The 25,401-nt window shown below is 74.4% G+C and carries 27 protein-coding genes; 11 read left to right on the top strand and 16 right to left on the bottom strand.

Going from position 1 to position 25,401, the window contains the following annotated elements:
• Positions 1 to 112 precede the first annotated feature (112 nt).
• Genes AB0F62_RS19865 through AB0F62_RS19845 form a run of 5 tightly spaced genes read right to left on the bottom strand, consistent with a single transcriptional unit; the run spans position 113 to position 3,870 of the window.
• The gene (locus AB0F62_RS19865; protein ID WP_361800305.1) at positions 113 to 499 is read right to left on the bottom strand and encodes a DUF4259 domain-containing protein; all 387 of its coding nucleotides are present in this window, start codon (positions 497 to 499) and stop codon (positions 113 to 115) included.
• A complete protein-coding gene (locus AB0F62_RS19860) occupies positions 496 to 1,155 on the bottom strand; it encodes a response regulator transcription factor (RefSeq protein WP_361800302.1) in 660 nt (219 codons plus the stop codon). The genes AB0F62_RS19865 and AB0F62_RS19860 overlap by 4 nt, the downstream gene beginning before the upstream one ends.
• A 2-nt stretch (positions 1,156 to 1,157) precedes the next feature.
• Positions 1,158 to 2,123 (bottom strand): HAMP domain-containing sensor histidine kinase, encoded by a 966-nt coding sequence (locus AB0F62_RS19855; RefSeq protein ID WP_361800299.1) that lies wholly within the window; start codon positions 2,121 to 2,123, stop codon positions 1,158 to 1,160.
• Between the two features lie 54 nt (positions 2,124 to 2,177).
• Positions 2,178 to 3,395: a cation:proton antiporter gene (locus tag AB0F62_RS19850; protein ID WP_361800296.1), complete on the bottom strand. Its 1,218-nt coding sequence runs from the start codon at positions 3,393 to 3,395 to the stop codon at positions 2,178 to 2,180.
• 4 nt (positions 3,396 to 3,399) lie between these two features.
• Positions 3,400 to 3,870, bottom strand: a complete 471-nt coding sequence (locus AB0F62_RS19845) for a TrkA C-terminal domain-containing protein (protein ID WP_361800293.1) — start codon at positions 3,868 to 3,870, stop codon at positions 3,400 to 3,402.
• A 323-nt stretch (positions 3,871 to 4,193) separates the two neighbouring features.
• Here AB0F62_RS19845 and AB0F62_RS19840 point away from each other — a divergent pair, with 323 nt between their 5' ends.
• Positions 4,194 to 4,964: a CAP domain-containing protein gene (locus AB0F62_RS19840; protein WP_361800290.1), complete on the top strand. Its 771-nt coding sequence runs from the start codon at positions 4,194 to 4,196 to the stop codon at positions 4,962 to 4,964.
• A 39-nt stretch (positions 4,965 to 5,003) separates the two neighbouring features.
• On the opposite strand, the gene AB0F62_RS19835 is transcribed toward AB0F62_RS19840, so the two are convergent.
• Together AB0F62_RS19835 and AB0F62_RS19830 are read right to left on the bottom strand one after the other, a co-directional pair.
• Positions 5,004 to 6,365, bottom strand: a complete 1,362-nt coding sequence (locus AB0F62_RS19835) for a HAMP domain-containing sensor histidine kinase (RefSeq protein ID WP_361800287.1) — start codon at positions 6,363 to 6,365, stop codon at positions 5,004 to 5,006.
• Complete coding sequence (locus AB0F62_RS19830; RefSeq protein ID WP_361800284.1) at positions 6,362 to 7,069, bottom strand: response regulator transcription factor; 708 nt, start codon at positions 7,067 to 7,069, stop codon at positions 6,362 to 6,364. Before AB0F62_RS19830 ends, AB0F62_RS19835 begins: the two co-directional genes overlap by 4 nt.
• A gap of 36 nt (positions 7,070 to 7,105) precedes the next feature.
• Between AB0F62_RS19830 and AB0F62_RS19825 the strand changes: the two genes are divergently transcribed.
• Together AB0F62_RS19825 and AB0F62_RS19820 are read left to right on the top strand one after the other, a co-directional pair.
• Positions 7,106 to 7,666, top strand: coding sequence for a hypothetical protein (locus AB0F62_RS19825; RefSeq protein WP_361800281.1), 561 nt, complete (start codon positions 7,106 to 7,108; stop codon positions 7,664 to 7,666).
• Positions 7,667 to 7,700: 34 nt separating this feature from the next.
• Complete coding sequence (locus AB0F62_RS19820; RefSeq protein WP_361800278.1) at positions 7,701 to 8,315, top strand: flavin reductase family protein; 615 nt, start codon at positions 7,701 to 7,703, stop codon at positions 8,313 to 8,315.
• An 814-nt stretch (positions 8,316 to 9,129) separates the two neighbouring features.
• Here the strand turns inward: AB0F62_RS19820 and AB0F62_RS19815 are convergent.
• From AB0F62_RS19815 to AB0F62_RS19790, 6 genes are all read right to left on the bottom strand, one after another.
• Positions 9,130 to 9,807 (bottom strand): response regulator transcription factor, encoded by a 678-nt coding sequence (locus AB0F62_RS19815; protein ID WP_361800275.1) that lies wholly within the window; start codon positions 9,805 to 9,807, stop codon positions 9,130 to 9,132.
• On the bottom strand, positions 9,795 to 10,967 hold the full coding sequence (locus AB0F62_RS19810; RefSeq protein WP_361800272.1) for a histidine kinase: 1,173 nt from the start codon (positions 10,965 to 10,967) through the stop codon (positions 9,795 to 9,797). The genes AB0F62_RS19815 and AB0F62_RS19810 overlap by 13 nt, the downstream gene beginning before the upstream one ends.
• 374 nt (positions 10,968 to 11,341) lie before the next feature.
• Complete coding sequence (locus tag AB0F62_RS19805) at positions 11,342 to 11,875, bottom strand: NUDIX hydrolase (RefSeq protein ID WP_361800269.1); 534 nt, start codon at positions 11,873 to 11,875, stop codon at positions 11,342 to 11,344.
• A gap of 54 nt (positions 11,876 to 11,929) precedes the next feature.
• Positions 11,930 to 13,270 (bottom strand): transcriptional regulator, encoded by a 1,341-nt coding sequence (locus AB0F62_RS19800; RefSeq protein WP_361800266.1) that lies wholly within the window; start codon positions 13,268 to 13,270, stop codon positions 11,930 to 11,932.
• Positions 13,271 to 13,556: 286 nt separating this feature from the next.
• Positions 13,557 to 14,102 carry a hypothetical protein gene (locus AB0F62_RS19795; RefSeq protein ID WP_361800263.1) on the bottom strand — a complete coding sequence of 182 codons (546 nt, stop codon included), beginning with the start codon at positions 14,100 to 14,102 and terminating at the stop codon, positions 13,557 to 13,559.
• Positions 14,103 to 14,178: 76 nt separating this feature from the next.
• Positions 14,179 to 14,853 carry a TVP38/TMEM64 family protein gene (locus AB0F62_RS19790; protein WP_361800260.1) on the bottom strand — a complete coding sequence of 225 codons (675 nt, stop codon included), beginning with the start codon at positions 14,851 to 14,853 and terminating at the stop codon, positions 14,179 to 14,181.
• Positions 14,854 to 14,903: 50 nt separating this feature from the next.
• Between AB0F62_RS19790 and AB0F62_RS19785 the strand changes: the two genes are divergently transcribed.
• The 4 genes from AB0F62_RS19785 (at position 14,904) to AB0F62_RS19770 (ending at position 18,913) form a co-directional block, all read left to right on the top strand.
• On the top strand, positions 14,904 to 15,617 hold the full coding sequence (locus AB0F62_RS19785) for a DNA alkylation repair protein (protein ID WP_361800257.1): 714 nt from the start codon (positions 14,904 to 14,906) through the stop codon (positions 15,615 to 15,617).
• Positions 15,614 to 16,261, top strand: a complete 648-nt coding sequence (locus AB0F62_RS19780) for a methyltransferase domain-containing protein (RefSeq protein WP_361800254.1) — start codon at positions 15,614 to 15,616, stop codon at positions 16,259 to 16,261. Before AB0F62_RS19785 ends, AB0F62_RS19780 begins: the two co-directional genes overlap by 4 nt.
• A gap of 567 nt (positions 16,262 to 16,828) precedes the next feature.
• A complete protein-coding gene (gene tuf, locus AB0F62_RS19775) occupies positions 16,829 to 18,001 on the top strand; it encodes an elongation factor Tu (RefSeq protein ID WP_361800251.1) in 1,173 nt (390 codons plus the stop codon).
• Positions 18,002 to 18,118: 117 nt separating this feature from the next.
• The gene (locus tag AB0F62_RS19770) at positions 18,119 to 18,913 is read left to right on the top strand and encodes a fused MFS/spermidine synthase (protein ID WP_361800481.1); all 795 of its coding nucleotides are present in this window, start codon (positions 18,119 to 18,121) and stop codon (positions 18,911 to 18,913) included.
• Here the strand turns inward: AB0F62_RS19770 and AB0F62_RS19765 are convergent.
• Positions 18,853 to 20,247: an MFS transporter gene (locus tag AB0F62_RS19765; RefSeq protein ID WP_361800248.1), complete on the bottom strand. Its 1,395-nt coding sequence runs from the start codon at positions 20,245 to 20,247 to the stop codon at positions 18,853 to 18,855. The genes AB0F62_RS19770 and AB0F62_RS19765 overlap by 61 nt on opposite strands.
• A gap of 88 nt (positions 20,248 to 20,335) precedes the next feature.
• Positions 20,336 to 21,301, bottom strand: a complete 966-nt coding sequence (locus AB0F62_RS19760) for a hypothetical protein (RefSeq protein WP_361800245.1) — start codon at positions 21,299 to 21,301, stop codon at positions 20,336 to 20,338.
• A 72-nt stretch (positions 21,302 to 21,373) separates the two neighbouring features.
• Here AB0F62_RS19760 and AB0F62_RS19755 point away from each other — a divergent pair, with 72 nt between their 5' ends.
• Entirely contained in the window at positions 21,374 to 21,826 is a 453-nt protein-coding gene (locus AB0F62_RS19755) for a DUF4442 domain-containing protein (protein ID WP_361800242.1), read from the top strand.
• Positions 21,827 to 22,252: 426 nt separating this feature from the next.
• A complete protein-coding gene (locus tag AB0F62_RS19750) occupies positions 22,253 to 22,906 on the top strand; it encodes a DedA family protein (protein ID WP_361800239.1) in 654 nt (217 codons plus the stop codon).
• Positions 22,907 to 22,915: 9 nt separating this feature from the next.
• Here the strand turns inward: AB0F62_RS19750 and AB0F62_RS19745 are convergent, their stop codons facing one another.
• Positions 22,916 to 23,449, bottom strand: coding sequence for a gamma carbonic anhydrase family protein (locus AB0F62_RS19745; protein ID WP_361800236.1), 534 nt, complete (start codon positions 23,447 to 23,449; stop codon positions 22,916 to 22,918).
• 56 nt (positions 23,450 to 23,505) lie between these two features.
• Here AB0F62_RS19745 and AB0F62_RS19740 point away from each other — a divergent pair, with 56 nt between their 5' ends.
• Together AB0F62_RS19740 and AB0F62_RS19735 are read left to right on the top strand one after the other, a co-directional pair.
• Positions 23,506 to 24,426 carry a pseudouridine-5'-phosphate glycosidase gene (locus tag AB0F62_RS19740; protein ID WP_361800233.1) on the top strand — a complete coding sequence of 307 codons (921 nt, stop codon included), beginning with the start codon at positions 23,506 to 23,508 and terminating at the stop codon, positions 24,424 to 24,426.
• 40 nt (positions 24,427 to 24,466) lie between these two features.
• The gene (locus AB0F62_RS19735) at positions 24,467 to 25,243 is read left to right on the top strand and encodes an acyltransferase (RefSeq protein WP_361800230.1); all 777 of its coding nucleotides are present in this window, start codon (positions 24,467 to 24,469) and stop codon (positions 25,241 to 25,243) included.
• The last annotated feature ends 158 nt before the right edge of the window (positions 25,244 to 25,401 follow it).

Raw genomic sequence — 25,401 nt, 5'->3', positions numbered from 1 at the left:
CGGACGGGCGCGGACCGGCGCGCCGTGGACTGCCGCGACGTCGCCGGCGCCCGTGCACCCGTACGCGCGGCCGCCTCCCCTCTGCGGCGCCTCCGCCCACCGGGAGCACCGACTACCCCCTGCGCTCGGCGAGTTCCGCCAGCCGGTCGAAGGTGCGGGCGATGACCTCGCGCCGTTCGACGCGGTACTCCGCCGAGGGGGCCAGGCCGTCGACCGCGCCGTCCCAGACGGCGAGGTAGGCCGCCTTCCACTCCCGGACCGTCGCGGCCCCGGGGAGCACGGTGCCGGCCCAGCCCTGCGCGGCGATCAGGTGCAGCAGCTCCACGTTGCAGGGCACGGCCACGCCCCAGTACTCGTCGGGCTCCAGCGCCTCGGGGGCGCCGGCCATCGCCTCCGTGACCTCCCGGACCAACCTGCCAGTGTGCAGGGACAGATGGTCCGCCGCCGTGTCCTCGTCGAAGTTGCCGCTGCCCCAGCCACCCATCGCGCCTCCGCTCATGGTTCGATCAGGCCGGCCCGGATCGCGTACCGGGTGAGTTCCAGACGGTCGCGCAGGCCCAGTTTCTGCAGGATGTTGGCACGGTGCCGCTCGACGGTCTTGGCGCTGATGAAGAGGATGTCGCCGATCTCCTTGGAGGTGTGGCCCTCCGCGACCAGCTTCAGGATCTCCTCCTCACGGTCGGTGACGGCGCGCGCGGGCAGCGGCTCGCCCTGCCGCGCGCGGTCCAGGAGATTGCGCACGAGCGCGGTGAGCGCGCCCGGGTAGATGAACGGCTCGTCGCGCATGGCGGCGCGGCAGGCCTCCACGAGGTCGCGGTCGGCGACGGACTTCGGGACGTAGCCGCTCGCCCCGGCGCGCAGTGCCTCGAAGAAGAACTGCTCGTTGTCGTGCATCGTCAGCATGAGGATCCGCAGTCCGGGCCGGAGCCGGGAGAGTTCACGGGCCGCCTGGAGCCCGGTGAGGCGGGGCATGGCGATGTCGAGGACGGCGAGGTCGAGTTCGTGGGTGCGGGCCTGCTCGACGGCTTCGGCCCCGTCTCCGGCCTCCGCGACGACGACCAGGTCCGGTTCGTCGTCGAGGATCATCCGTACGCCGCGGCGCACCAGCGCGTGGTCGTCGGCGAGCAGGATCCGGGTCTTCGCCGCTTCGGGCACGGTCAGTGCTCCTCCTCGTGCGCGGGATGCGCGGGACGCGCGGGAACCTCGAGCCGCACCTCGGTGCCGCCCTCCGGCCCCGGGCCGAGTGCGAGCCGGGCGCCGATCAGCAGGGCGCGCTCGCGCATGCCCCGGATCCCGGCGCCCTCCGGGGCGGCGCCGAGGCCCTTGCCGTCGTCGCGGACGATCAGGCGGGCCCCGTCGGCAGCGCGTTCCAGCACGAGGTCCACACGGTGGGCGCCAGCGTGACGGGCGGTGTTGGTCAGGCCCTCCTGGGCGACCCGGTAGAGGACCAGCTCGGTCTGCTCGTCCAGGACCGGCAGATCGGGGGCGAGACGGTGCACCACCGTCAGCCCCGGCGAGGTGAACTCGGTGGTCAGCGCCCGCAGCGCGCTGGGCAGGCCCAGTTCCTCCAGGACGCCGGGCCGCAGCCGCCGGGCGATGCGGCGGATCTCCTCGAGGCTCGCGCGGGTCGTCTCGCGCACCTGGTGCAGCTCCTCGCGCAGCGGGCCGGGGGCGAGTTCCGAGACGTGCTTGAGCTGGAGCAGCACCGCGGTGAGGGTCTGCCCGACCTCGTCGTGGAGCTCCTGGGCGATGCGCCGCCGCTCGGCCTCCTGGCCGGACAGCACGCGGGCGCTGCCCGCGGCGCGTTCGCTCTCCAGCCGGTCGAGCATCGTGTTGAACGTGGTGATGAGTTCGGCGATCTCCCCGTGCCCGGCGACCGCCGGCCGGCTCCCGGGCCGGAGCAGGTCCGCCGCCGTCATGGCCCGGGTCAGCCGGCGCAGCGGCGCGAGCCCGAGCCGGAGCAGCACGGCGTTGGCGACCAGCATGACGACCAGACCCGCCACGACCACCGCCGCCTCGGCGGGCAGGACAGGGGAGGAGACCGTGACCGGCCCCAGCAGCAGGATCGTGGCCACCACCAGTACGGCGGCGTCGAGCAGGAAGATCCGCCAGAACAGCGACACGGCCGGGGCCTCCTCTCGGTCGTCGGCGGGTCCGTGCGGCGCGAGGGCGCGCGGTCAGTCCCCGGGGACGGGGGCCGGAGTCCGCTCCGGCTCCGCGTCGTTCTTGCGCGCCGGCACGCGGCGCCGGGTCAGAGCGCGCGCCAGCGGCTCGGTGTAGCGGGCCGTCAGCGGGCCGAAGACCACGAGCAGCAGCACGTACGCCGTGGCCAGCGGGCCCAGCGCGGGCTCGATGCCCGCCGTGACCCCCAGGCCCGCGATGACGATGGAGAACTCGCCACGCGCCACGAGCGCCCCGCCCGCCCGCCACCTGCCGCGCACCGCGACCCCGGCGCGGCGCGCCGCCCAGTAGCCGGTGGCGATCTTGGTGAGCGCGGTGACGACCGCCAGCGCCAGCGCCGGCAGCAGGACCGGCGGGATGCTGGCCGGGTCGGTGTGCAGACCGAAGAAGACGAAGAACACGGCCGCGAACAGATCGCGCAGCGGACTCAGCAGGGTGTGCGCGCCCTCCGCGACCTCCCCGGACAGCGCGATGCCGACCAGGAACGCGCCCACCGCCGCCGACACCTGCAGCTGCTGGGCGATGCCCGCCACCAGCAGCGTCAGCCCCAGGACCACGAGCAGCAGCTTCTCCGGGTCGTCGCTGGAGACGAACCGCGAGATGACCCGCCCGAAGCGGACCGCGAGCAGCAGCACCAGGCCGGCGGCGCCCAGCGCCACCGCCAGCGTCACACTGCCGGCCGCCCAGCCGACCCCGGCCAGCAGGGCGGTGAGGATCGGCAGGTACACCGCCATCGCCAGGTCCTCCAGGACCAGGATGCTCAGGATGACCGGCGTCTCGCGGTTGCCGAGCCGTCCCAGGTCGCCCAGCACCTTGGCGATGACCCCGGACGAGGAGATCCACGTCACACCCGCCAGCACCACCGCGGCCACCGGGCCCCAGCCGAGCAGCAGCGCCGCCGCCGCGCCGGGCAGGGCGTTGAGCGCGAGGTCGACCAGGCCCGACGGATACTGCGTCTTCAGGTTCCCGATCAGATCGCTCGCGGTGTATTCCAGGCCGAGCATCAACAGCAGCAGGATGACGCCGATCTCGGCGCCGATCGCCACGAACTCCTCGCTGGTGCCCAGCGGAAGGATGCCGCCCTCGCCGAAGGCGAGACCGGCCAGCAGATACAGGGGGATGGGGGAGAAGCGCAATCGGCCGGCGAATCTGCCGAGCAGGCCGAGGCCCAGGATGATGGCGCCGAATTCGATGAGGAAGACCGCGGAGTGCAAGGGCTCACTCCCGCCCGAGTATCGCCGCGGCGGCCTCGATACCCTCACGGGTGCCGATGACGATCAGCGTGTCGCCGCCGGCCAGGCGGTAGTCCGGCGCGGGGGAGGGGATCGCGTCCGCGCGGCGCAGCACGGCGACGATGGAGGCCCCGGTGTCCGTGCGCATGCGGGTCTCTCCGAGCAGACGACCGTTCCAGTGCGAGGTCGCGGACAGTTCGATCCGCTCCGCGACCAGGCCGAGGTCGGTGGTGTGCAGCAGGTTCGGGCTGTGGTGCGTCGGCATCAGCGCGTCGATGAGCGACATGGCCTCGGCCCCGTTCAACCGCAGGGACTGCGCGCACGCGTCCGGGTCGTCGGCGCGGTACACGTTCACCGTACGCGTCCCGTCGCGATGCGCGACCACCGACAGATGACGCCGGTCCCGCGTCGTGAGGTCGTACCGGACGCCGATGCCCGGCAATGGTGTCGTGCTCATCCGCGGAGCAGGCACAGCTCGATTCCCTTCACGGTCGTTGGATTCATGTCCGTTTCGCCCCCCATGGATCCTCATCCTTTCATCCGGGCGAACCGGGCCGATATGGGTGCTGACACCCATCGGACGCCACTGTGACGATTCCCACACCGCGACCCGAACTGGCCCCGTGCACCGCCCTCCTACCTGAGCGTTTCCTTATGTGTTCCTGAAGATCCGCTCCGGAGCGGGGAGTTCTCCGCCCGGGGCGCCTAGGGTCGCAGTGCCCGGCACGCCACTCCCGGATGTGCCCGGCGAAGTTCGCGTCGTCCGGAGGTACCCCGAGCATGAGTTCCCACAGGAAACGGCACCGCGCCCGCCGCGGCCCCTCGGCGCGGTCCTGGCCGCTGGCCGCGGCGGTGGCGACGGTCGCCGCGGGCGCCCTGGTCGGTACCGGGGCGCAGTTCGGGAACGGGCCCGGCGGCAAGGACTCCGCCTCGCTCGCGGTCGGCGACCAGGAGACGAACGACCCGGTGGCGTCCGACGCGCGCCCCGAGACCGCGAGCCCGACGGCGACGCCCGAGAGCCCCAGCGCCTCCCCCACCCCGGAGCGGAGCAAGCCGACCTCACGGCACTCCCGCACGGCGAAGCCCACCGCCACACCCACCCGGACGAAGACCCCGTCGCCGGCCTCGACGACCGTCGCCGCGCAGCCGCCGCGGTCGGACGCGGAGGATTCCGTCGTCGCGGAGATCGTCCGGCTCGTCAACATCGAGCGCGCCTCCGCCGGATGCCGCCCGGTGACCCTGGAGGACCGGCTGACCGAGGCCGCCCAGGACTACACGGACGTGATGGCCCGCGCCGGCGTCCTCTCCCACACCGGCCCCGACGGGTCCACCATGGCCGGGCGCGTGGATGCGGCCGGCTACCAGTGGTCCAGGCTCGGCGAGAACATAGCGGTGGGCCAGCGGACCGCCGCCGCCGTGATGGACGCCTGGATGAACAGCGAGGGCCACCGGGCGAACATCCTCAACTGCGACTTCGAGCAGATCGGAGTCGGCGTCAACACCTCGTCCAACGGACCTTGGTGGACCCAGGACTTCGGTACGCCCCGCTGAACCGCCGACCGGCCGGTCAGCTGGGGCGGCCGGTCGGCCTCAGGCCGGGTGCGGGTGGCGCCTGGAGCGTCGGGCCGCTTTCCTTCCCCCCACAGGCGGCCCGCCGGCGAGCCCCAGCGTCACCCGCACCCTCGTGCCGCCCAGCGGCCCCCGGGCGATCTCCATCGTGCCGTCCGCGGCGTGCGCCGCCCGCTGCACGATGTCCAGGCCCAGCCCCGTGGAGCCGCCCACGCTCACCCCGCGGGCCCGCGCGGTGTCCGGGTCGCTGATCCCGGGCCCCGCGTCGTCCACGGTGAGCACCACCGCCTGGCCGGTCCGCTCCACCGTCACCGCGAGCGCCGCGCCCTGGGGGGTGTGCCGGAACACATTGCCGATCAGCGCGTCGACGACCGCCGCCAGCTCGTCCTCCCCGAGCGGGACCGCCGTCGCCTCGGCCGTCGCCTCCAGCACGCACTCCCGTGCCTGCTGCGCCGCCAGGACGGACCAGAACTCGACCCGGCCGCGCACCACGGCCGACGCCTCGCACTCCCGCGCACGGTCGGGACGCCCGGACGGCGCCGACAACGGCGTGCGGGCCGCGTCGATGATCGAGTCGATCTCGCTCTCCAGATGCGCGATCGCCGCCTCCAGATCCTCGCCCCGGTAACCGGGGACCTGCGCGGCGATCCGCTCGGCCTCCAACTGCAGCCGGGTCAGCGGGGTCCGCAGCCGGTGCGAGAGATCGGCGACCAGCTCCCGTTCCGTGGCGAGCAGTTCGACGACCCGGTCGGCCATCGTGTTGAAGGCCGCCCCCGCCTCCTGCAGTTCCGGCGGCCCGGCGGGCTCGACGCGGATGCCGAGCTCTCCGGCGCCCAGCGCGCGCGAGGCCCGGGACAGTCCCCTGGAGGCCCGCACCACCCGCGCGCCCAGCCGGTCCGCGACCAGCACCGACCCCGCCACCAGGCCCAGCGCCAGCACGGCCATCATCGCCCAGGACGCCTTCACCCCCCGGTCCAGGTCCGCGCGGGGGACGAAGGCCTCCACCACGGCCACCCGGTCCCGGGCGAGGATCACCGGCTGCAGGTAGACCCAGCCCGCGGAGGTGTCGGCGGCCACGGTCCTGCGCCCCTCGGCCGCCCGGTCGACGGCCTCCCCGGACGCGTGCACCGTCCCGACCACCTGCCCGTCCGGCAGCCGCACGCTCAGGTGGTCCCCCGAGTCCAGCCCCGCCACCGCCTGCTGGACGTCCTCCGGCCGCGTGGTGAGGGCGAGCACCGGCGCCAGTGCCGCGGCCCGCTGCTCGGCCACCGTCGTCGCCCGGGACCGGGCCTCGGACTGCACCAGCAGCGCGAGCGGGATCAGGAAGGACAGCGCCACCATCGAGGTCACCGCCAGCGCGACCCCGGCCAGGGCCCGTCTCATCGCGGCGTCACCAGCTTGATGCCGACCCCGCGGACCGTGTGCAGATAGCGCGGCTGCGACGCCCGCTCGCCCAGCTTCCGGCGCAGCGCCGACAGATGGACGTCGACCGTCTGGTCCTCCACGTACGTCTGCTGCCACACGTCCGCGAGGATGCGGCTGCGCGGCACCACCCGGTCCGCGTGCTCGGCCAGATAGGCGAGCATGTCGAACTCCCGCCGCGTCAGCCGCAGTTCCATGCCGTCGTGGTACGCCACCCGGGCCGGGACGTCGATCAGCAGCCCGCCCACCCGGATCGATCCGGACGCGCCCGCCGGAGCCGCTGCCGGCCGCTGCGCCGGCGCCATCGCCGAGCGGCGCAGCACCGCGGCGAGGCGGGCCGCCAACTGGCCGCCGGAGAAAGGCTTGACGAGGTAGTCGTCGGCGCCCGCGTTCAGCAGCCGGATCACCTCGTCGTCATCGTCGCGCGCCGTCGCGACGAGCACCGGGACCCGCGAGATGCCGCGCAGCATCCGCAGCACGTCCACCCCGTCCAGGTCCGGCAGGCCGAGGTCGAGCACCACGGCGTCCGGGGGGCGCTGCGCCGCCTGGCGCAGCGCCTCGAAGCCGTGCGCCGAGCTGTGCACCGTGTGGCCGTGTGCGGTCAGCACCTCGACCAGCCTCGCGCGTATCGCGGGGTCGTCCTCGACCAGGAGTACGGATGCCATGTGGAGGGACAGTAGCCGGTCGGGAAAGATGGCGGGGTGCCCCGGTACCTGCGCTACGTCGTCATATGGCTGTCGTGCACCGCGGTCAGCGTGACGGCGGTCATGCTCACCGTGGGCTTCGTGGTGGGCTCGACACGCCCGACCCCGCCGGTCGCGCGGGACGTCCCGGAGAGCGCGCTCGCCGCGAGCAGCCCGTCCGCCGCGAAGCCCGGCCCCTCCCGCTCCGCCACGGCGTCCCCCGCCGCGAAGCGCACCCCGAGCCCCACCATGCGCCGGCCCACCCGGACCCCGGTCCGGCCGGCCACCACCGCGCCGCCCACCCCCACCGTCCGCCCGTCCGCCACGCCCGTCGACTGCGGCACCGGCGGCGCCGGAGTCCACACCCTGCAGTCCCAGGGCGGGCAGGCCTCCGTGCGCTTCGGCGAGAACGCCGTCTGCCTGGTCTCCGCCGTCCCCGCCAGCGGGTTCACCGTCTCCACCCGGCGCGACGGGGCGCAGCAGCTCACGGTCACCTTCTCCGGGGACCGGCACCGCTCCGAGATCGTCGCCACCACCACCCCGCAGAGCAAGGCGACCATCCGCGAGGTGTCCTGGTGACCGGGAGCCGACGGCGACCGGGATACTGGGCGCCATGCGTATCGACTTCGATCCCGACGCCATGGGCCGGACCCCGTTCTACAAGCTTCTGACCTCGGTGGTCGTCCCGCGCCCCATCGCCTGGGTCTCGACGCTCAGCGAGGCGGGGACGGCCAACCTCGCACCGCACTCCTTCTTCACCGTCGCGTGCGTCAGCCCGCCGATCGTGCAGTTCACCTCGGTGGGGCGGAAGGACTCGCTGCGCAACATCGAGGAGACCCGGCAGTTCGTGGTGAACCTCGCACCCGAGCACCTCTTCGAGCAGATCAACGCCACCGGCACCGACTTCCCGCGCGGCGTCAGCGAGTTCGACGCGGTCGGCATCGCACGCGAACCCAGCCACGCCGTGAAACCGCCCCGCGTGGCGGCCTCGCCGGTCGCCCTGGAGTGCGAACTGCACAGCACGGTCACCCTCGGCGACTCGACCGTGGTCTTCGGGCGCGTGGTCCACGCCGCCGTGTCCGAGGCCGCGATGGCCGAGGGCCACCCCGACGTGCGCAGGCTCCGCCCGCTGGCCCGCCTCGGCAAGGACGAGTGGGGCACGACCGGCGAGGTGCTGGAGATCTCCCGCATCCGCTACGCCGACTGGCCGGGCGTCACCCAGGGGTAAGGCGCGGCGCAGGCGCGCTCGGCGGGTGCGACGGTCAGATGTCGGTTCCGGCGGTGCCGGTGCCGGTGCCGGTGTGGGTGTTGGTGCCGGTGTTCGTGCCGGGCCCGGTGTTCGGCTGTCCCGCCGTCTCGCTCCCTTCGGTCGCAAAGCGGCCGGCTGCGGATGGGAGGGTGGGGGCCCGGGCCTCGTCGGCGGTGTGCGGGTGGGTACGTGGCGGGTGTTCAGGCTCCGGAGCGGGTGGCCTTTCCGGTGGCCCGGGTCTCGTTGCCGTCCGCGCGTAGAGATGGCCGCTTCCACGCCTACCGTTCGTGGGTGGCGCGCCCGCCGTGACCTGCGTCTGCGGGTGATTCCCCGGCAGGTGGCGCGTTCGGCGGGTGGCTTTCCGAGATCGGGCTCTGCTCCGCCGACATAGTCGGCGAAAGCGGGCCCGATCTTCCCTGGCTCAAAGATCGGGCTCTGTTCCGCCGAACATGTCGGCGAAAGCGAGCCCGATGTCCCGCCCACCCGTCGTCAGCACCCCGAATCAGCCGCAGTCGCCGGTTACGGCGGGCGCGCCCACCACCGGGAGTGGGCGTGGCAACCAGCCATCTCTACCCGCGGACGGCGACGAGACCGGCACCCCGCGAACAACCGGCCCCGCTCCGGAGCCTGAACCCCCGCCGTCCACCGACCCGCACACCGCCGACGAGGCATGGCCCCCACCCTCCCATCCGCAGCCCGCCGCTTTGCGACCGAAGGGAGCGAGACGGCGCGAGAGCCCAACCACCCACCCGCACCAGCACGCACCCACCGGCCCAAGGGCCTGTCCCCGGGGTCAGACGAGGCCCGCCCGGTACACCACCAGGGCGATCTGGACCCGGTTGTTCAGATCCAGCTTGGTGAGGATGTGGGACACGTGCGCCTTGACCGTGGGGACGCTCATGTAGAGCGCGGCCGAGATCTCGGCGTTGGTCTTGCCCTGCGCCACGGCGAGGGCCACCTCCCGTTCGCGCTCTCCCAGGAGCGCGACGAGCCGGGCCGCCTCGGACCGGTCGTCGTGCCGTGCGGGCGCGGTCTCGTTCCCGCCGCCGGTGACGGCGCTGATCAGTTGCTTGACGGCGGCCGGCGAGAGAACCGGTTCACCGGCGACCACATTCCGGATCGCGGCGATGATCTGGGCGGGTGGCGTGTGCTTGAGGACGTAGCCCGCCGCACCGGCTCGCAGCGCCTCCAGGACGTAGCCGTCGGTCGTGAACGTGGTCAGGATCAGCACCTCGGGCGGCCGGGGCAAGCGGCGGAGTTCGGCGGTCGCCGTCAGGCCGTCCGTCCGGGGCATCCGGATGTCCATGAGGACCAGGTCGGGATGGTGCTCGTCGACGAGCGGCAGCACCTCCGCCCCGTCAGCCGCCTCGGCGACCACCTCGATCTCCTCCGCGCCCGACAGCATCAGCCGCAGGCCGGAGCGCACCAGCGGGTCGTCGTCCACGATGAGGACGCGGGTCACCTGGTCCATGGCAGCCAGACCTCGAGGGAGAACTCGGTGGGGGTGAGGACGCGGCGCATGCTGCCGCCGCTGAGGGCCGCTCGTTCGTTCATCCCGATCAGCCCCTGACCCGCTCCCGCGGGCTGCGCACCGCGCTCCGGCCGCACCGGGTTGCGGGCGGTGATGGTCAGTCCCTCGTGGGCGCCGCCGGACAGCGACAGGCTCAGCGGGCCCTGCGGCGCGTGCTTGCGATGGTTGGTGAGGGCTTCCTGGAGAATCCGGTACGCGGCGCGGCTCGTGGTGGGGTCCATGGTGGTCAGGTCCTCGGTGTCCCGGTGCACCTCCACGGCGGCCCCGGCGGCGCGTGTCTCCTCGATCAGCCGGTCCATGTCGCCCAAGGCGGGTTGCGGGGGCTCGGCGTGCGGGCTGACGGTGGGGGCGCGCAGCACACGGAGCACGTCCTGCAGATCCTCCAGCGCCTGGCCGGCACTCTGCCGGATCACAGCGGCGGCCTCGGCCACTTGCGCCGGCGAGGCGGTGGGGTGGAATTCCAGTGCCCCGGCGTGCACGCTGAGCAGCGTCAGCCGGTGCGCCAGTACGTCGTGCATCTCCCGCGCGATCTCCTCCCGGGCGTGCTGCCGGGCCTGCTCCGCGCGCAGATCGGCCTCCTGTTCCGCCCGCGCCGCCCGCTCCCGCACACCCGAGACGTACAGACCCCAGCCGACCGCTCCCGCGACGACGGCGGCGGCGGACACGGCCGTGGCCACGGTGAGCGGTCCCTTGTACGGGGCCAGGGCGAGATACCCCGCGACGGGGAGCAGGGCCGCGCCGGTGACCCGGAGCGTGGTGCGCGTGGAGCGGGTGCCGGCCACGGTGAAGAGTGCCACCAGCAGCGGGACCACCACGGGCCAGACCACCGTCAGCGCCACGAGGACCAGCGCCAGCGCGACCGGCCACCGCCTGCGCCAGTAGAGGGCCACGCAGGCCAGCAGGGGAACCGCGCTCCCTCGGACCGGGAAGCCGGCGGGCAGCAGCCAGACGAGGTCGGCGCCGCTGGACACCTGCGGGTACACGGACACGCCGGACTGCCGGACCCGCATCACGAACACCGTCAACCCGGCCGCCGCGACGACCACGCCCGCGTCCACGAGCCGCGGCCGTTCGTGCAGGGCCCGTCTCACATCGATCACGCACGCAACCGTAAGCGGCGTTCCGGCGCGCATCAAAACATGCGGGGGATCCTTCGAAGACTCCTATACCAAAGTATCGGGAGGGGCCCGGCGGCATCGTTCTTCGGAACAGGAACCGCGCATACCCATGGCCGAATTCCGGCGGCCCCCGCGAGCCGTACCGGCAAAGTCGTGGATCTCGAGCGATTCCCCGGATGTATCGCCCGGACCGGAATTCCGGCGGCCCGGCGAGCCGTCGCCGGAATACCGCTCAGGTCACTCGCCGCGGCGCCGATCCCGGGTCGCGCGCGGGCGCAAACGCAAACGCGAACGCGAACGGAAGCAGAAGCGGAAACGGAAAAGGGACGGAAGGACGGGCCCGGGCACGCGGACGCCTATCCGCAGACACGGATCGCGTGCAGCATGAGCAGCGCGGCCGCCATGTTGGCGGCCGGTACCTCGCCCTGGGCGACCATGTCGGGCACGGCCTTCAGGGGGACCCACTCACGCCGGTCGGACTCGAAGTCGTCCTCGGGGCGACCGGTGTAGACCGCCTCCTCGGCCCAGTAGACGTGGTGGGTCGCGTCGGTCAGGCCGTTGGACGGCTCCAGCGTCAGCAGGTGCCGCAGGGGCCCGGGCCGCCAGCCGGTCTCCTCCAGCATCTCGCGGGCGGCGGCCGCCCGGATCGACTCCCCGTCCTCCACCACCCCGGCCGCCAGCTCCCAGCCCCAGCTGTCGGTGATGAACCGGTGCCGCCACAGCAGCAGCACCTCGTCGTCCGCGTTGACGGCGGTCGCCACGGCGACCGGGCGGAGCCGGATCACGTAGTGGTCGAGTCGGCGCCCGTCGGGCAGTTCCACGTCGGCGAGGTTCACCCGGAACCATCTGTTCTCGTACACCGTGTGCTCCCCGAGGTTCGTCCACTCCACGATGCCGCCGCCTCCCGCCGTGTCGGTGCCGGCTCCATCGCAGCACGGCGCGGGTCACAGCGGCACGCGCAGCGCGTCGTCCAGCAACTCGACGGCCCGTACGGACTCCGCGCCGTCACAGGCGGCCAGATGCCGGCGCACCTCCCGGAAACGGTCCCGCAGCCGGAGGGACTCCATCCCCCGTCCCTCTTCGACCATCGCCGCGGCCAGCGCCGCCGCCTCGTCCGCCCGGCCCCTGCGCAACTCCACATGGGCCAGCACTGCCAGCCGGTGCACCCGTCCGCGCGGATGCGCCGGGAGCGCGGCCGCCCGCGCGGCGTGCGCACGGGCCGGGCCGAGGGCGCCCAGGCCGAGGTGCGCCTCCGCCAACTGCACGTCCACCAGGCCCGGCTGCACGTAGCCGGTCTCCGCCGGCTCCTCCGCGGCGAGGATCCGGCTCTCCGCGGCCTCCGCCAGCCGGGCGCAGCGCGTCACGCCCGCCGGGTCGCCCAACCGCCCGTACGCCTTGGCCTGCATCGCGTAGAGGTCCGCGGCGAGGGCCGGCGTGATGGCCGGGCCCGCGCTGCGCAGGGCGGCCTCGGCGAAGGCGACGGCCTGGCGGAAGTCCCGCAGCCACAGCGACTGGTAGACCAGCATCCCCACGACGCAGGCCCCCAGGCGGCGGTCGCCCGAGGCCTTCGCCAGGCGCAGCGCCTGGTGGAAGTAGCGCTGCGCGAGTCCGTAGGCGTCGGCGTCGTAGGCGCAGATGCCCGCGATGCCGACCAGGCCCGCGACGGCGTGGTGCAACCGGCGCCCCACGGCGTCGCTGTACGCACCGCGCAGCATGGGGGCGGCCTCGGCGGTGAGGAAGCCGGTGATCCGCTCGCGCGTGGCCACGCCGCCCGCGCTGCGGTACAGCCCCTCGAAGTGCGAGCGCGCTGCGCGCAGCATCGCCACGTCCGCCATGCCGACGTGGTCCCGGCCGCCACGGGAGACATCCCGGTCCTCCGGCGGGTTCTCCCACTCCCACACCGGGATGACCGCCTCCGTGCCGGTGAGGGGTACGGCGTTGCGGACGGCCGGGCGGCGGCGCTCGTCGGACCGCCACAGCGCGGTGGCGGTGTCCACGAACGCGGGGAGCGGGGCCGTGGCGCGGCCGTGCGCGGCGCGGGGCGGCATCCCGATGTCGCCGAGGGCGAGGGGGCGGCGGACCTCGCGGCACAGCACCCGCCGGATCAGGTCGGGAACGTCGCCGCGGGGGCGCTGACCGCCGATCCAGCGGGTCACGGCGGTGCGGTCGTAACGCAGTGCCAGGCCGGACGCCCGGCCCGCCGCGTTCACGCGTGCCGCCAGGCCCGCGTGCGACAGCCCCGCTTCGGAGAGCAACGCGTCGAGCAGGATGTTCGGTTCGACCATGACCGCCCCCAATGTGGCCCGGTGCGGGCATGGTAGCGCCGGACCGTTCACACGGGGTGTGAAGCGCACGCCCAACGCCGAAGGCCGCACACGCTTCCCGGGCCCGGCGGGCAGGGGGTTGACTGGGCCTGCCGCGGGGCGGTCCGGCGGGACCCGAGACCGCCGTCCCGGCCGGCCGCCCGACCCGCCTTCCCCCCTCGATCCGGGCGCCCGACCGGGAGCCGCCCCGCGGTGCGGGGCCCGTGGCGGGACGGTGCCGACGGGCGGACGGGAACGTCCTGCGCGCTCACCCCGGCCGGCGAACACCACGTCCGGCAGGCGACCTCGCCGCCCGGAGTTCCGGGAACGGCCGTACCTCGTCCATCGCCCGCAGCAGTCGCCGCGCGGCTTCGGCCTCGTCCGGCCGGATCGACCCGGCGACGACTTCGACGACCGGCCGGCCCGCGTTCACCGCGGCCCGCGACGCGACCTCCCACAGGGGTTGCTGCCGGAAGGCGCCGTGCTCGGGGCGGCCTGCCGCCGCGGCCGAGGCGTGCCAGGTATCGGTCCGCAGGATCCTCTCCAGCAGTTCCAGCACCTCCGCCGTGCACGACTGGTGCGGGGCCGCGATCAGCTCCAGGAGGAACGGGACGGTAGGGGCCGTCGCCTCGCCGACGACGAACCCCAGGGCGCAGACGGCGTCGCCCAGCTCGTCGACGGCCGCGCGACCGGTGCCGGCGTCCCCGTACGCGATGCGGGAGAGCAACGGCGGGACGCTTCCGGCGGGAGCCCCCAGCGCGTCGCGCAGTGCGCCCCAGCGGATCCGGGAGACCCCGGTCAGCAGGCTTCCCACCGGCTGCCTCCCCTCCCGTACGCGTACCCGCTCGTGCCCCGGCCGGCCGGTGCCGCGTGCCGGAACCCCCGCGGGGTCACCGCTTGCGGCGGGTGCGGGCGGCGAGGACGACGGCGGCGAGGCCGGTGAGGGCGATGAAGCCCATCGCGATGAGGAAGACCGGGGAGGTGGGCGTCGCGGCGCGGCTGCCCGCGATGACGTACGCCGCCGTGTTCGGCACGCTGCCCAGCGCCGTGGCCAGCAGGAACGGCGCGAGACGCATCTGTGAGACCGCCGCGCTGTAGTTGGCCGCCGCGAACGGCACACCGGGGAAGAGCCGCATCGCCAGCATGGTGCGGAACCCGTGCTCGCTGAGCTGGCGGTCCGCCGCGAGCAGTACCCGGCCGCGCAGCAGTGGACGGAGCGCGTCCCGTCCGAGGAGGCGGCCCAGGACGAAGGCGAGGCCGGCGCCGAGGACCGTGCCGGCGAGGGCCGCGGGGAGCCCGGCCTGGGCCCCGAAGAGCGCTCCGGCGCCCACGTTGAGCAGGGGCCGCGGCACGAAGGCGAGGGCGCAGAGCCCGTAGCCCGCGGCGAAGAGCACCACGGCGGCCGCTCCCGTGAGTTGCGCGGGCCAGCCGTGCGCGAGCAGCCGCTGGGGGTCCCAGACCATCACCGAGGTCGCGGCCCCGGACAGCAGGGCGACCAGCAGCGCCAGCCGGGCCCACGACGCCAGGCGCGAGCGAGGGTGGGACAGGACCGTGACCTCGGACATCCCGCGAGCCTAGCCGAGGAGGGTGTCGCTCCGGTGCGGCCGCGTACCGTATGGCCATGGCCCCTCCCGCCCCGGTCGTGCCGGACAGTGCCCTCGCCGATCTCGTACTGCCGCGCCTGACCTCGGCGTACGGCGCCGCCGCGGACCCGGTGCGGGCCGCCTCGGCGGCGGCGTACATGCGGGGGGCGTTCCCGTTCCTCGGCATCGCGACGCCCGCCCGGCGTACCCTGTCCCGCGCCGTGCTGGCGGGCATCCCGCGCCCGGACGAGGCCGACTGCGCGGCCGTGGCGCTGCGCTGCTGGGCCCTGCCGGAACGCGAGTACCGCTACTTCGCCGTCGACTACCTGCGCCGTCATGTGGGCCGCTGCTCCTCGGACTTCCTCGGCACGGCCCGCCACCTGATCTCTGCGGACCCGTGGTGGGACACCGTCGACCTGCTCGCCGCCCATGTCGTCGGACGGCTCGTCGCCGCCGACCCCGCGCTGGTGGACACGATGGACGAGTGGATCACCGGCGAGGACCTCTGGCTCGCCCGCACCGCGCTGCTGCACCAGCTGACGTACAAGGCCGACACCGACGCCGGGCGGCTCTTCCGCTACTGCCTGCGGCAGGCGGAGCACCGGGACTTCTTCATCCGCAAGGCGATCGGCTGGGCGCTGCGCGAGTACGCCCGCACCGACCCGGCGGCCGTGCGGGCGTTCCTCGCCGAAGCCGGGGAACGGCTGTCGCCGCTCTCGGTACGAGAGGCGGCGAAGCACCTGTGAGCGGGACCGGCGACCGCGGCCGGGTACGCCGCAGCTACGACACCGTGGCCGGGGAGTACCGGGACCGCCTCTGGGGCGAACTCGAGCACAAGCCGCTGGACCGGGCCCTGCTGGCCGCCCTCGCGGAGCAGACGGCGGACGGCGCGCCCGTCGCGGACCTCGGCTGCGGCCCCGGCCACGTCACGGCGTGGCTGACCGGACGCGGGCTGCGGTCGGTCGGCGTGGACCTCTCGCCGGGGATGGTCGCGCTCGCGCGCCGCGCCTGCCCGGAGGCGGAGTTCCGCGAGGGCGACCTGCTGCGTCTGCCCGCGGCGGACGGGGAGTTCGGCGCGGCCGTCGCGCTGTACTCGGTGATCCATCTGCCGCCGGGCGAACTGCGTCCGGCCTTCGGCGAGATGCGACGCGTGCTGCGGCCCTCCGGCCGGCTCCTGGCGGCCTTCCACGTCGGGACGGAGACCAGGCGCCTGACGCAGTGGTGGGGGCACGAGGTCGACGTCGACTTCCATTTCCACGCCCCGGGAACGGTCGTGCGGGCGCTGGCCGGCGCCGGGTTCGAGGTGGAGGCGAGGCTGGAGCGCGCTCCCTACCCGCAGGAGGCGCAGACGCGGCGCTGCTACGTCCTCGCCCGCGCCGCCGGGGCATGACGCGCCCCGGAGTGCCCTCTCGCGCAGTGGCGCGTCGCGGGCGCCGTCGTCCGACAGGCACCCCCGGGCGTCCCTGATCACCCCCCCGGCCGTCGCCGCGGAGGGGGACGACGATCGTCCCGGGGGCCGCGGGATCGATGCGCGCCGCCTGTCGTCCTCCGGCGGCCCGTTGCCGGAGGGACGCCCAACGCGCCCTCGACCGGCACCACATGGGACGGGGTCGCCGCCGCGCCGCCGGACGGGTTCCGGATCCCCTCACCGCCCTTGTCGCGGTGCCGGCCGCCGGGCCGCGGGCCGGCAGGACGGGCTCGCCGCGAAAACCGCTGGACCGGCGGGCCCGGACTCACCGATCATCGACGACATGTTCCGGTACGCCTTCAGCGCAGATACGTCCGCAGTCGCGGACGCGCTGCAGGCTGCCCCGGCCCAGGCTTTCTCGGCCAACGCGTTCGGCGGCGCCCGAATCTGACCCTTCCCGGACAGTCCCGCGGACCCCGCAGGGGGAGGGTCGGCGCGGTCCAGGGGTCCCGTACGCATAGCGATGAATCGACTTACCGAGGAAGCACCATGCCCAAGCAGGCATACCAGCGCACCAAGCCGCATCTGAACATCGGGACGATGGGCCACGTCGACCACGGCAAGACCACGCTGACCGCCGCCATCACCAAGGTGCTCAGCGCCCGCGGCTCCGCCGCCTTCGTGCCGTTCGACCGGATCGACAAGGCCCCGGAGGAGGCCGCGCGGGGGATCACCATCACCATCGCGCACGTCGAGTACGAGACCGACACCCGGCACTACGCGCACGTCGACATGCCCGGTCACGCCGACTACGTGAAGAACATGATCACGGGCGCGGCCCAGCTCGACGGGGCGATCCTGGTCGTCTCCGCGCTCGACGGAGTGATGCCGCAGACCGCCGAGCACGTGCTGCTCGCCCGCCAGGTCGGCGTCGAGCACATCGTCGTGGCGCTCAACAAGGCCGACGCGGGCGACCCCGAGCTGACCGACCTGGTCGAGCTGGAGGTGCGCGAGCTGCTGTCCGCCCAGGGCTACCCGGGCGACACGCTGCCCGTCGTACGGGTGTCGGGCCTGCGGGCACTGGAGGGCGACCCGCGGTGGACGGCGGCGATCGAGGCGCTGCTCGACGCGGTCGACACCCATGTGCCGATGCCCCACCGCTACACCGACGCCCCCTTCCTGCTGCCGGTGGAGAACGTGCTGACCATCACCGGGCGCGGCACGGTCGTCACCGGCGCCGTGGAGCGGGGCACGATCCGGGTCGGCGACCGCGTCGAGGTGCTCGGCGCGGAGACGACGAGCGTGGTGACCGGCCTGGAGACCTTCGGCAAGCCGATGGACGAGGCACAGGCCGGCGACAACGTGGCGCTGCTGCTGCGCGGTGTGGCCCGCGACGTGGTCCGCAGGGGCCACGTGGTGGCCGCGCCGGGCAGCGTCACGCCGAGCCGCCGGTTCCGCGCGCGGGTCCACCTGCTGCCGGCCGCCGAGGGCGGGCGGCGCACCGGGATCGCCAGCGGCTACCGCCCGCAGTTCCACGTCCGTACCGCGGACGTCGTCGGCGGCGTGGACCTGGGCGAGACGGGCGCGGCCCTGCCGGGGGCGACCGTCGACATGACGGTCGAGCTGGGCAGGCCGGTGCCGCTGGAGCCCGGGCTCGGCTTCGCCATCCGCGAGGGCGGCCGCACCGTCGGCGCGGGCACCGTCACGGCGCTCGCCGAGTGAGGGAGGGGTCCGGGGGTTCCGCCCCCGGACCCCTCCGTGTGCTGGGACAATTGCCGCGTGGAGGACGACGAACGCATACCCGTGGCGCAGGACGTGGACTTCGGCGCGGCCCGGCTGATGCCGGACGTGGACCGGCCCGCGGGCTGGCTGCTCACGGTCGACGGGGCCCCGCAGTCGTATGTGGACCTCGACGATCCGACGTACCTGGAGTTCGAGTACGCGCGACGCCTGGCCTGCGTGCTGGACGCGGCCGCCCCCGAGGGCGAACCGCTGGACATCGTGCATCTGGGCGGCGGCGCGCTGACCCTGCCCCGCTACGCCGCCGCGACCCGGCCCGGGTCGCGGCAGCGGGTGGTGGAGGCCGACCGGGCGCTCGCGGCGCTGGTCGCCACCCGGCTCCCCCTGGGGCGCGCCGGGGACGGGGTGGCGGTCGCGACGGACGACGCCCGCGTCTGGCTCGAGGGCGCCCCGGACGCCTCGGCGGACGTCGTCGTGGCGGACGTCTTCGGCGGCTCGCGGGTGCCCGCGCACCTGACCTCGTACGAGTTCGTCACCGAGGCGGCCCGGGTGCTGCGCCCCGGCGGGCTGTACCTGGCGAACCTGGCCGACTCCGCTCCCTTCGACTTCCTGCGGCCGCAGATCGCGGGCCTGCGCGAGGTCTTCGGCGAGGTGTGCCTGATCGCCGAGCCGGGCGTGCTGCGGGGCCGCCGCTTCGGCAACACCGTGCTGGCCGCGAGCCGCGCCGAGTTGCCGGTGGACCGCATCGCGCGGCGCACCGCCGCGGACGCCTTCCCCGCCCGCGTGGTGGACGGCGACGCGCTGGAGGTGTTCGGGCGGGGGGCCCGGCCGGTCTACGACAAGGACGCGGTGCCCTCGCCGATCCCTCCCGACGGCTCCTTCGGCGTCGGCTGACCGCCTGTCGGCCGACCATCCGACGGCTGGCGACCCGACGGCTGACCGTCAGACGGTTGACCGCCGCGCGCGACGGTCCGCCCGGCCTCGGGGTCGTCCTGGCGCCGCAGCCGCCGCACCTCGGGCAGGGTGAGCACGGCTCCGGTGAGCAGCACCGTCAGGCCCGCGCAGCCCCACAGCGCCCCGTAGAGTCCGAAGGCGCCCGCGGCCGGGCCGGCCAGGGCCGTGCCGATCGGCATCATGGAGACCGAGCCGAACCAGTCGTAGGCCGCGACGCGGGAGAGCTTGTCCTCCGGGATCTCCTGGTGCAGCGCCATCATCCAGTTGACGCCGAACACCTCGATGGAGACGCCCGCGAGCAGCATCGCGCAGGCCAGCAACGGCACCGGGAGCGCGAGGGCCAGCGCGGCGGCGGGCAGCGAGAACGGGAAGACGCACAGCACACCGGCGAGCAGGATGCGGCGCGGCCGCCAGCGCAGCATCAGCAGCCCGCCCAGCAGATTCCCCACGCCGAACGCGGCGAGCGCCGCGCCCCACGGCCCGGCCCCGCCGAGGTTCTCCCGGGCGACGAGCGGGCCGTACACCGCCTCGGAGGCCGTGATCACGGCGTTGACCACGGAGAACTGCACGACGATGCCCCACAGCCAGCGTCGCGAGGCGAACTCCCGCCAGCCGTCGCGCAGATCGCGCAGCAGACCGCCGCCGTGCCGCCCGGCCGTGTCGCGCAGCGCCGCCGGGGACACCCGCAGCAGCGAGCGGAGCCCGGCCGCGACCGCGAAGCAGGCGGCGTCCAGCGCCAGCACCCAGCCCGGCCCCGCGAGGGCGACCAACGCACCGGCGAGCGCCGCACCGCCGACGTTCGCGCCGTTGACCCCGAGCCGGAACACCGCGAAGGCGCGCCCCGCGTGGGCGGAGTCGACGGTCGACAGCAGCATCCCCTCGTTGGCGGGGGCGAAGAAGGCCTGCCCGGTGCCGCCCAGCGCGGACAGCACCGCCATGTGCCAGATCTCGGCCCGGCCCGTCAGCACCAGTGCCGCGAACAGGCCCTGCGAGATGGCGTTGAGGCAGTTGGCCGCGACCATGACCCGGTGCCGCGGCAGCCGGTCCGCGACCGCGCCGCCGATGAGCAGGAAGACGACGAGGGGAACCGTCCGCGCGGCCGCGACCAGGCCGATGTCCGTACCGCTGCCACCGACGTGGAGCACCGCGAACGCCGATGCCACGACGGCGCCCGACGCGCCGAGCCCCGTCACGAAGGCGGAGGCGGCGAGCAGCCGGAAGTTGCGGCCTGCCCAGGGCGGGAAGCGCAGCCGGGGGGAAATGTCGCGGTTCACCCGGGGACTATCGTCGCTGGGCCGGTCTTTGGCAAACCGGTTTCCGGTCGACCGGCTCGACCGGGCTCGACCGTCCCGACAGGCCGCCTCAGCCGACGAGCCGGACGCTGTCGCGGATCTTGTCGACCGTCCTCGTGTCGGGCGCGCCCGCGTAACCGCGGTCCACGATCAGGAGCCAGGAGCGGACCTCCTTGCCCTTGTCGAGGAAGGTGAAGCTGTACGAGGTGCCGTCGGCGGCGCACTTGCCCTTCATGCCGGTCGCCCGCGTGGAGGCGGTCCAGCCGCTCACCCCCTGGGCGTTGGTGTACGCGCGGGGCGCGGTCTCGGTGAGCTTGGCGTCTCCGGCCTTGTTGTACTTGGCGTACGCCCAGTTGTAGGCATCGTTCGCCGCCGCGGTCTTGAGGCTCTTGGCGCCCTTGCCGCCCTTCACCCCCGCGAGGCCGCGTTCGTCGGTGCCGCACCACTTCTCGTCGAGGAGGGCCGCGCCGCCGGTGGCCACGCGGTTGCCGTCCCACTCGTAGCCGATGAGCAGGCCGGTCGGCTTCACCGTCCAGCCCTTGGGGACGTCGTAGGCGACGCCCATGTCACTGCGCACGACGGTCTGCCAGCCGGCCACGACGGGCTTGATGGTGTCCTCGCCCGGGTTGCCGCGGGCGTCGTCCGGGCCCGGGCCCGCCTCGCTCTCCGACACGGAGGGCGTGGGGGCGGGGGAGTCCGAGGCGGTCGCGGTGGCGAGCGGGGAGCCGCTCGCGGACGGTCCGGCCTGGGGCTGCTTCCCGTCGTCCCCGGTGAGCTTCACGGCGACGAGCACACCGGCGGCGATCACCGCGACGGCCGCCACGACCGAGACCGCGATCACCGCGCCCCGGCGTCCCCCGGGCGGGGTCGGCCCACCGTGCGGCGGCTGCGGACCCCACATCTGCGGGGGCTGCTGGTAGGCCGGGTGCTGGTGCGGCTGGTAAGGGGAGGGCGGCTGGTGCTGCCATGGAGGCTGGTTCTGTGGGGGCTGCTGCGGATGCTGCGGTCCCCCCGGCTGCTGCTGTCCTGGCCACATGGCTGGAAACACTAGGGGTTGAGCGCCCGCGGTGCCATGGAAGCGTTCATTACTTGCTGGTAACATCCGGCCATGTCCGAGAACCAGCCCCAGATAGGCGAGCTGATGGCGGCCACCGTGCCGATGGCCGCCACCCTCAGCATCGAGTTCCTGGAGACCACCGCGGAGCGCGCCGTGGTCCGCCTCCCCGACCAGCCCGCATATCACAACCACGTCGGCGGCCCCCACGCCGGCGCGATGTTCACCCTCGCCGAGACCGCGAGCGGTGCCATCGTCCTGGCCGCCTTCGCCGACCAGCTCTCCCGCGCCGTCCCGCTGGCCGTCCGGGCGGAGATCGGCTACAAGAAGCTCGCGATGGGCCCGGTCACCGCCACGGCCGAGCTCGGCCGTCCGGCCGCCGACGTGGTCGCCGAACTCGACAAGGGCGAGCGCCCCGAGTTCCCCGTCACCGTGGCGATCCGCCGCGAGGACGGCGCCGTCACGGGCGAGATGAACATCGTCTGGACCCTCCGCCCCAACTCCTGAGCGGCGCCGGGCAGTAGCTCCCCGGTGACCCGTCCGGGCCCGCGGGGCGGGCGGGGCCGTTCCCGTGCCGCCGCCAGCGCGCGCAACATCCTGGAGCCGTGGGAACCGGCCCCGTCCGGCGGGAAGCGGCCCCGGGCCCGGCGGAACCCACGGGACGCGGGGGAGGAGTTCGGACCCGCGCCGGTCGAATTCCCCGGGCGCGCGCACGATTCCGCGGACGTGACGCCGGTCGCCCCGTGCGCGCGCGGGGCACGACGTTGTCGCCGCCCGTGACCTCCGCCACGTGCCGGCCTCCCCTGCCCGGTGCCCGCCGCGGTGACCGGGCTCGAGCGGCACGGGGACGGGGCCGGGTCGGCTACGCTGCAACGACGTGCGCGCACCGGCGCGCCGACCGACATCCGACCGCCCTAGGGGGAGGAAGCGGCCTTGCACGTCCAGGAGTGGCTCGGCACGATCCCGCCGGTCAGCGTCTACCTGCTGGTGGGCCTCGTCATCGGCCTGGAGAGCCTGGGCATCCCGCTGCCGGGCGAGATCATCCTCGTCAGCTCGGCCCTGCTGGCCTCCCAGGGGCACGTCGACCCCTGGATCGTCGGTGTCTGCGCCTCCGCGGGCGCGATCATCGGCGACTCCATCGGCTACGCCATCGGCCGCCGCGGCGGCCGGCCGATGCTGGAGAGGCTCGGCCGGCGTTTCCCCAAGCACTTCTCGCCGGCGCACATCGCGACCGCCGAGGCGTCGTTCACACGCTGGGGCATGTGGGCGGTGTTCTTCGGGCGCTTCGTGGCGCTGCTGCGGATCTTCGCCGGCCCGCTGTCGGGCGTGCTGAAGATGCCGTACTGGAAGTTTCTCGTCGCCAACGTCCTCGGCGGCATCGTCTGGGCGGGCGGCACCACGGCCGTCATCTACTACGTCGGCATCGTCGCCGAGCCGTGGCTCAAGCGGTTCTCCTGGCTCGGTCTGGCGGCCGCCGTGCTGATCGGCCTCGGCTCGTTCCTCGTCGTACGCCGCCGGGCGAAGGCCGCCGCCGAGGCCCACGCGGCCGCGCCCGAGGCGGAGGCCGTGGCGGCGGCCGCGGACTGAAGCGAGGCGTCAGTCCCGCGCGAAGGCGGCCCGGTGGGCCTCCGCGAGCTGCACGTAGTGCTCGGCGTTGATCCGCACCATCTCCCGCTCCTCGGTGGTCAGCTCACGGCGCACCTTCGCCGGCACGCCCGCCACCAGTGAGCCCGGCGGCACCCGCATGCCCTGCGGGACGAGCGCGCCCGCCGCGATCAGCGAGCCGGTACCGATGTGCGCGCCGTTGAGGACCGTCGCGCCCATGCCGACCAGGACGTCGTCCTCGACGACGCACCCGTGCAGGACCGCGTTGTGCCCCACCGTCACGCCCGCGCCGATCACCGCCGGGAACCCGGGGTCGGCGTGCACCGTGGAGTTGTCCTGGATGTTGCTGCCCGCGCCCACGGCGATCGACTCGCAGTCGCCGCGCAGCACCGCGTGGTACCAGACGCTCGCGCCGGCGGCCAGCGTCACGTCGCCGAGGACCACCGAGGTCGGCGCGGCGAAGGCGGCGGGATCAAGGCGGGGCGTGCGCCCCGCGACGTCCGCGATCAAGGCTCTCTCCGTCATGGGGGCCACCGTAGTCCGGTGATTGCGCCGATCGCGGGGCGGGTAGCGCGTAGAGCGTGCTGAAGTTCTCCGATGACGTGATCATCGCGCTGGAAACGGGTGCCCCGATCGTCGCCCTCGAGTCGACGATCATCTCCCACGGCCTGCCGCGCCCCCGCAACCACGCGGTCGCGCTGGAACTCGAGGCCGCCGTGCGCGAGGCCGGCGCCGTTCCCGCGACGATCGCGGTGCTGGACGGGGTGCCCCGCATCGGGCTCGACGAGAAGGGCCTGGAGCGCATCGCCGACGACGAGGGGATGCGCAAGCTCGGCCACCGCGACCTCCCCGTCGCCGTCGCCACCGGCGCGAGCGGCGCCACCACCGTCTCCGCCACCGCCTACCTGGCCGCCCGCGCCGGGCTGCGGGTCTTCGCCACCGGCGGACTGGGCGGCGTCCACCGCGGCTGGACCGACGAGCAGGACGAGTCCGCCGACCTGCGGCTGCTCGCCGGGACCCGGATCACCGTCGTCTGCGCCGGGGTGAAGTCGATCCTCGACGTGCCCGCCACCCTGCAGCGCCTGGAGACCCTCGGGGTCACCGTCGTGGGCTACCGGACGGCGGAGTTCCCCGGCTTCTACCTCAGCCGCTCCGGGCAGCCCGTCGACTGGACGGTCACCACACCCGACGAGGCCGCGTGCGTCATGGCCGCCCAGGACGACCTCGAGGGCCCGCCCTCCGCGATGATCCTCGCCAACCCCGTGCCGGAGGACGAGCAACTGGACCCGGCCCTCCACGACCGCGTCCTCGCCGAGGCGCTCGCCGCCGCCGAACGCGAGGGCGTCACCGGGCAGGCCGTCACCCCGTTCCTGCTGGGGCACCTCGTCGACCGCACCGGCGGCGCCAGTCTGGAGGCCAACCTCGCCGCCGTGCGCGGCAATGTACGGCTCGCCGCGCGGGTCGCCGTCGCCTGGACCCGACGCGGCGCACATCACACCTGATCGTCCGGCCGCGCGCCCGCGCCCTCGGTACGGTGAGCGGGTGCCGAAAAACGAGAACCTGTTCTCCTCCGCGGCGGCCTGGCGCCGCCGCGCCGTCTCGCGTCTGGTGCACCGCGGCTGGCGATGGGTCCAGAACGCCGGCGCGGTGTCCGCCGACCGCCCCGGGCCGCTGCGCTTCGGCCGGATCGGCGCGGGAACCCGGCTGGCGTTCCCGCAGGGGACGATCTTCGGCGAGCGGTGGATCCACCTCGGCGAGTGCTGCATCATCGGCGAACAGGTCACCCTCACGGCCGGGATGATGCCCGGCCTCGACCTCGGCCCCGACCCCGTCGTCCGGCTCGGCAACGGCGTCGTGCTGGGCCGCGGCAGCCATGTCATCGCCTCACGGCCGGTCGTCTTCGGCGACGACGTCTACTGCGGCCCGTATGTGTACGTCACGAGCGACAACCACTCCTACGACGACCCGCACGAGCCCATCGGCCGCCAGTGGCCGCGCTCCGCGCCGGTCGAGATCGGGTCGGGGAGCTGGCTGGGCGCCGGCGCGGTGATCCTGCCGGGGGCGCGGATCGGGCGGAACGTGGTCGTCGCGGCGGGGGCGATCGTGCGGGGCGAGGTCCCCGACCACTCCGTGGTGGCGGGCGCCCCGGCCCGGGTCGTCCGGCGCTGGACGCCCGAGCGGGGGTGGGAGCCGCCGTTGCGGACACCGGCGCCGCGACCGGTTCCCGCGGGGGCGACGCATCAGCAACTGGCCGCGCTCGCGGGGTTGGAGCCGGGGCTTGTGGCGGGGCTGGAGGGGAAGTTGGGGGGCGAGGGGTGACGCTCCGCTGAGGTTTCGCGGGGGGTGCGGTTTGCTGGTGCCCGGTGTTCGTGTGCGGGTCGTTTGCGCCTGCGGCGGGCGGTTTCCCCGCCCTCCCGCCCGATTGCCCGGCGCGGTCAGGCACCGCGCCGCTGCGTGTGGGGTGGGCCGGGGTCGGG

The organism is Streptomyces sp. NPDC026673, from assembly GCF_040638135.1.
Classification (GTDB): domain Bacteria; phylum Actinomycetota; class Actinomycetes; order Streptomycetales; family Streptomycetaceae; genus Actinacidiphila.
The sequence above is the reverse complement of the archived record's forward strand: the minus strand, read 5'-3'. Positions and strand labels throughout refer to the sequence as shown.

Coding starts and splice junctions, on each gene's coding strand:
- AB0F62_RS19865 (WP_361800305.1), bottom strand. CDS start 499: ATGAGCGGAGGCGCGATGGGTGGCTGGGGCAGCGGCAACTTCGACGAG.
- AB0F62_RS19845 (WP_361800293.1), bottom strand. CDS start 3,870: ATGAGCACGACACCATTGCCGGGCATCGGCGTCCGGTACGACCTCACG.
- AB0F62_RS19840 (WP_361800290.1), top strand. CDS start 4,194: ATGAGTTCCCACAGGAAACGGCACCGCGCCCGCCGCGGCCCCTCGGCG.
- AB0F62_RS19835 (WP_361800287.1), bottom strand. CDS start 6,365: ATGAGACGGGCCCTGGCCGGGGTCGCGCTGGCGGTGACCTCGATGGTG.
- AB0F62_RS19830 (WP_361800284.1), bottom strand. CDS start 7,069: ATGGCATCCGTACTCCTGGTCGAGGACGACCCCGCGATACGCGCGAGG.
- AB0F62_RS19820 (WP_361800278.1), top strand. CDS start 7,701: ATGCGTATCGACTTCGATCCCGACGCCATGGGCCGGACCCCGTTCTAC.
- AB0F62_RS19815 (WP_361800275.1), bottom strand. CDS start 9,807: ATGGACCAGGTGACCCGCGTCCTCATCGTGGACGACGACCCGCTGGTG.
- AB0F62_RS19800 (WP_361800266.1), bottom strand. CDS start 13,270: ATGGTCGAACCGAACATCCTGCTCGACGCGTTGCTCTCCGAAGCGGGG.
- AB0F62_RS19790 (WP_361800260.1), bottom strand. CDS start 14,853: ATGTCCGAGGTCACGGTCCTGTCCCACCCTCGCTCGCGCCTGGCGTCG.
- AB0F62_RS19785 (WP_361800257.1), top strand. CDS start 14,904: ATGGCCATGGCCCCTCCCGCCCCGGTCGTGCCGGACAGTGCCCTCGCC.
- tuf (WP_361800251.1), top strand. CDS start 16,829: ATGCCCAAGCAGGCATACCAGCGCACCAAGCCGCATCTGAACATCGGG.
- AB0F62_RS19770 (WP_361800481.1), top strand. CDS start 18,119: ATGCCGGACGTGGACCGGCCCGCGGGCTGGCTGCTCACGGTCGACGGG.
- AB0F62_RS19760 (WP_361800245.1), bottom strand. CDS start 21,301: ATGTGGCCAGGACAGCAGCAGCCGGGGGGACCGCAGCATCCGCAGCAG.
- AB0F62_RS19755 (WP_361800242.1), top strand. CDS start 21,374: ATGTCCGAGAACCAGCCCCAGATAGGCGAGCTGATGGCGGCCACCGTG.
- AB0F62_RS19745 (WP_361800236.1), bottom strand. CDS start 23,449: ATGACGGAGAGAGCCTTGATCGCGGACGTCGCGGGGCGCACGCCCCGC.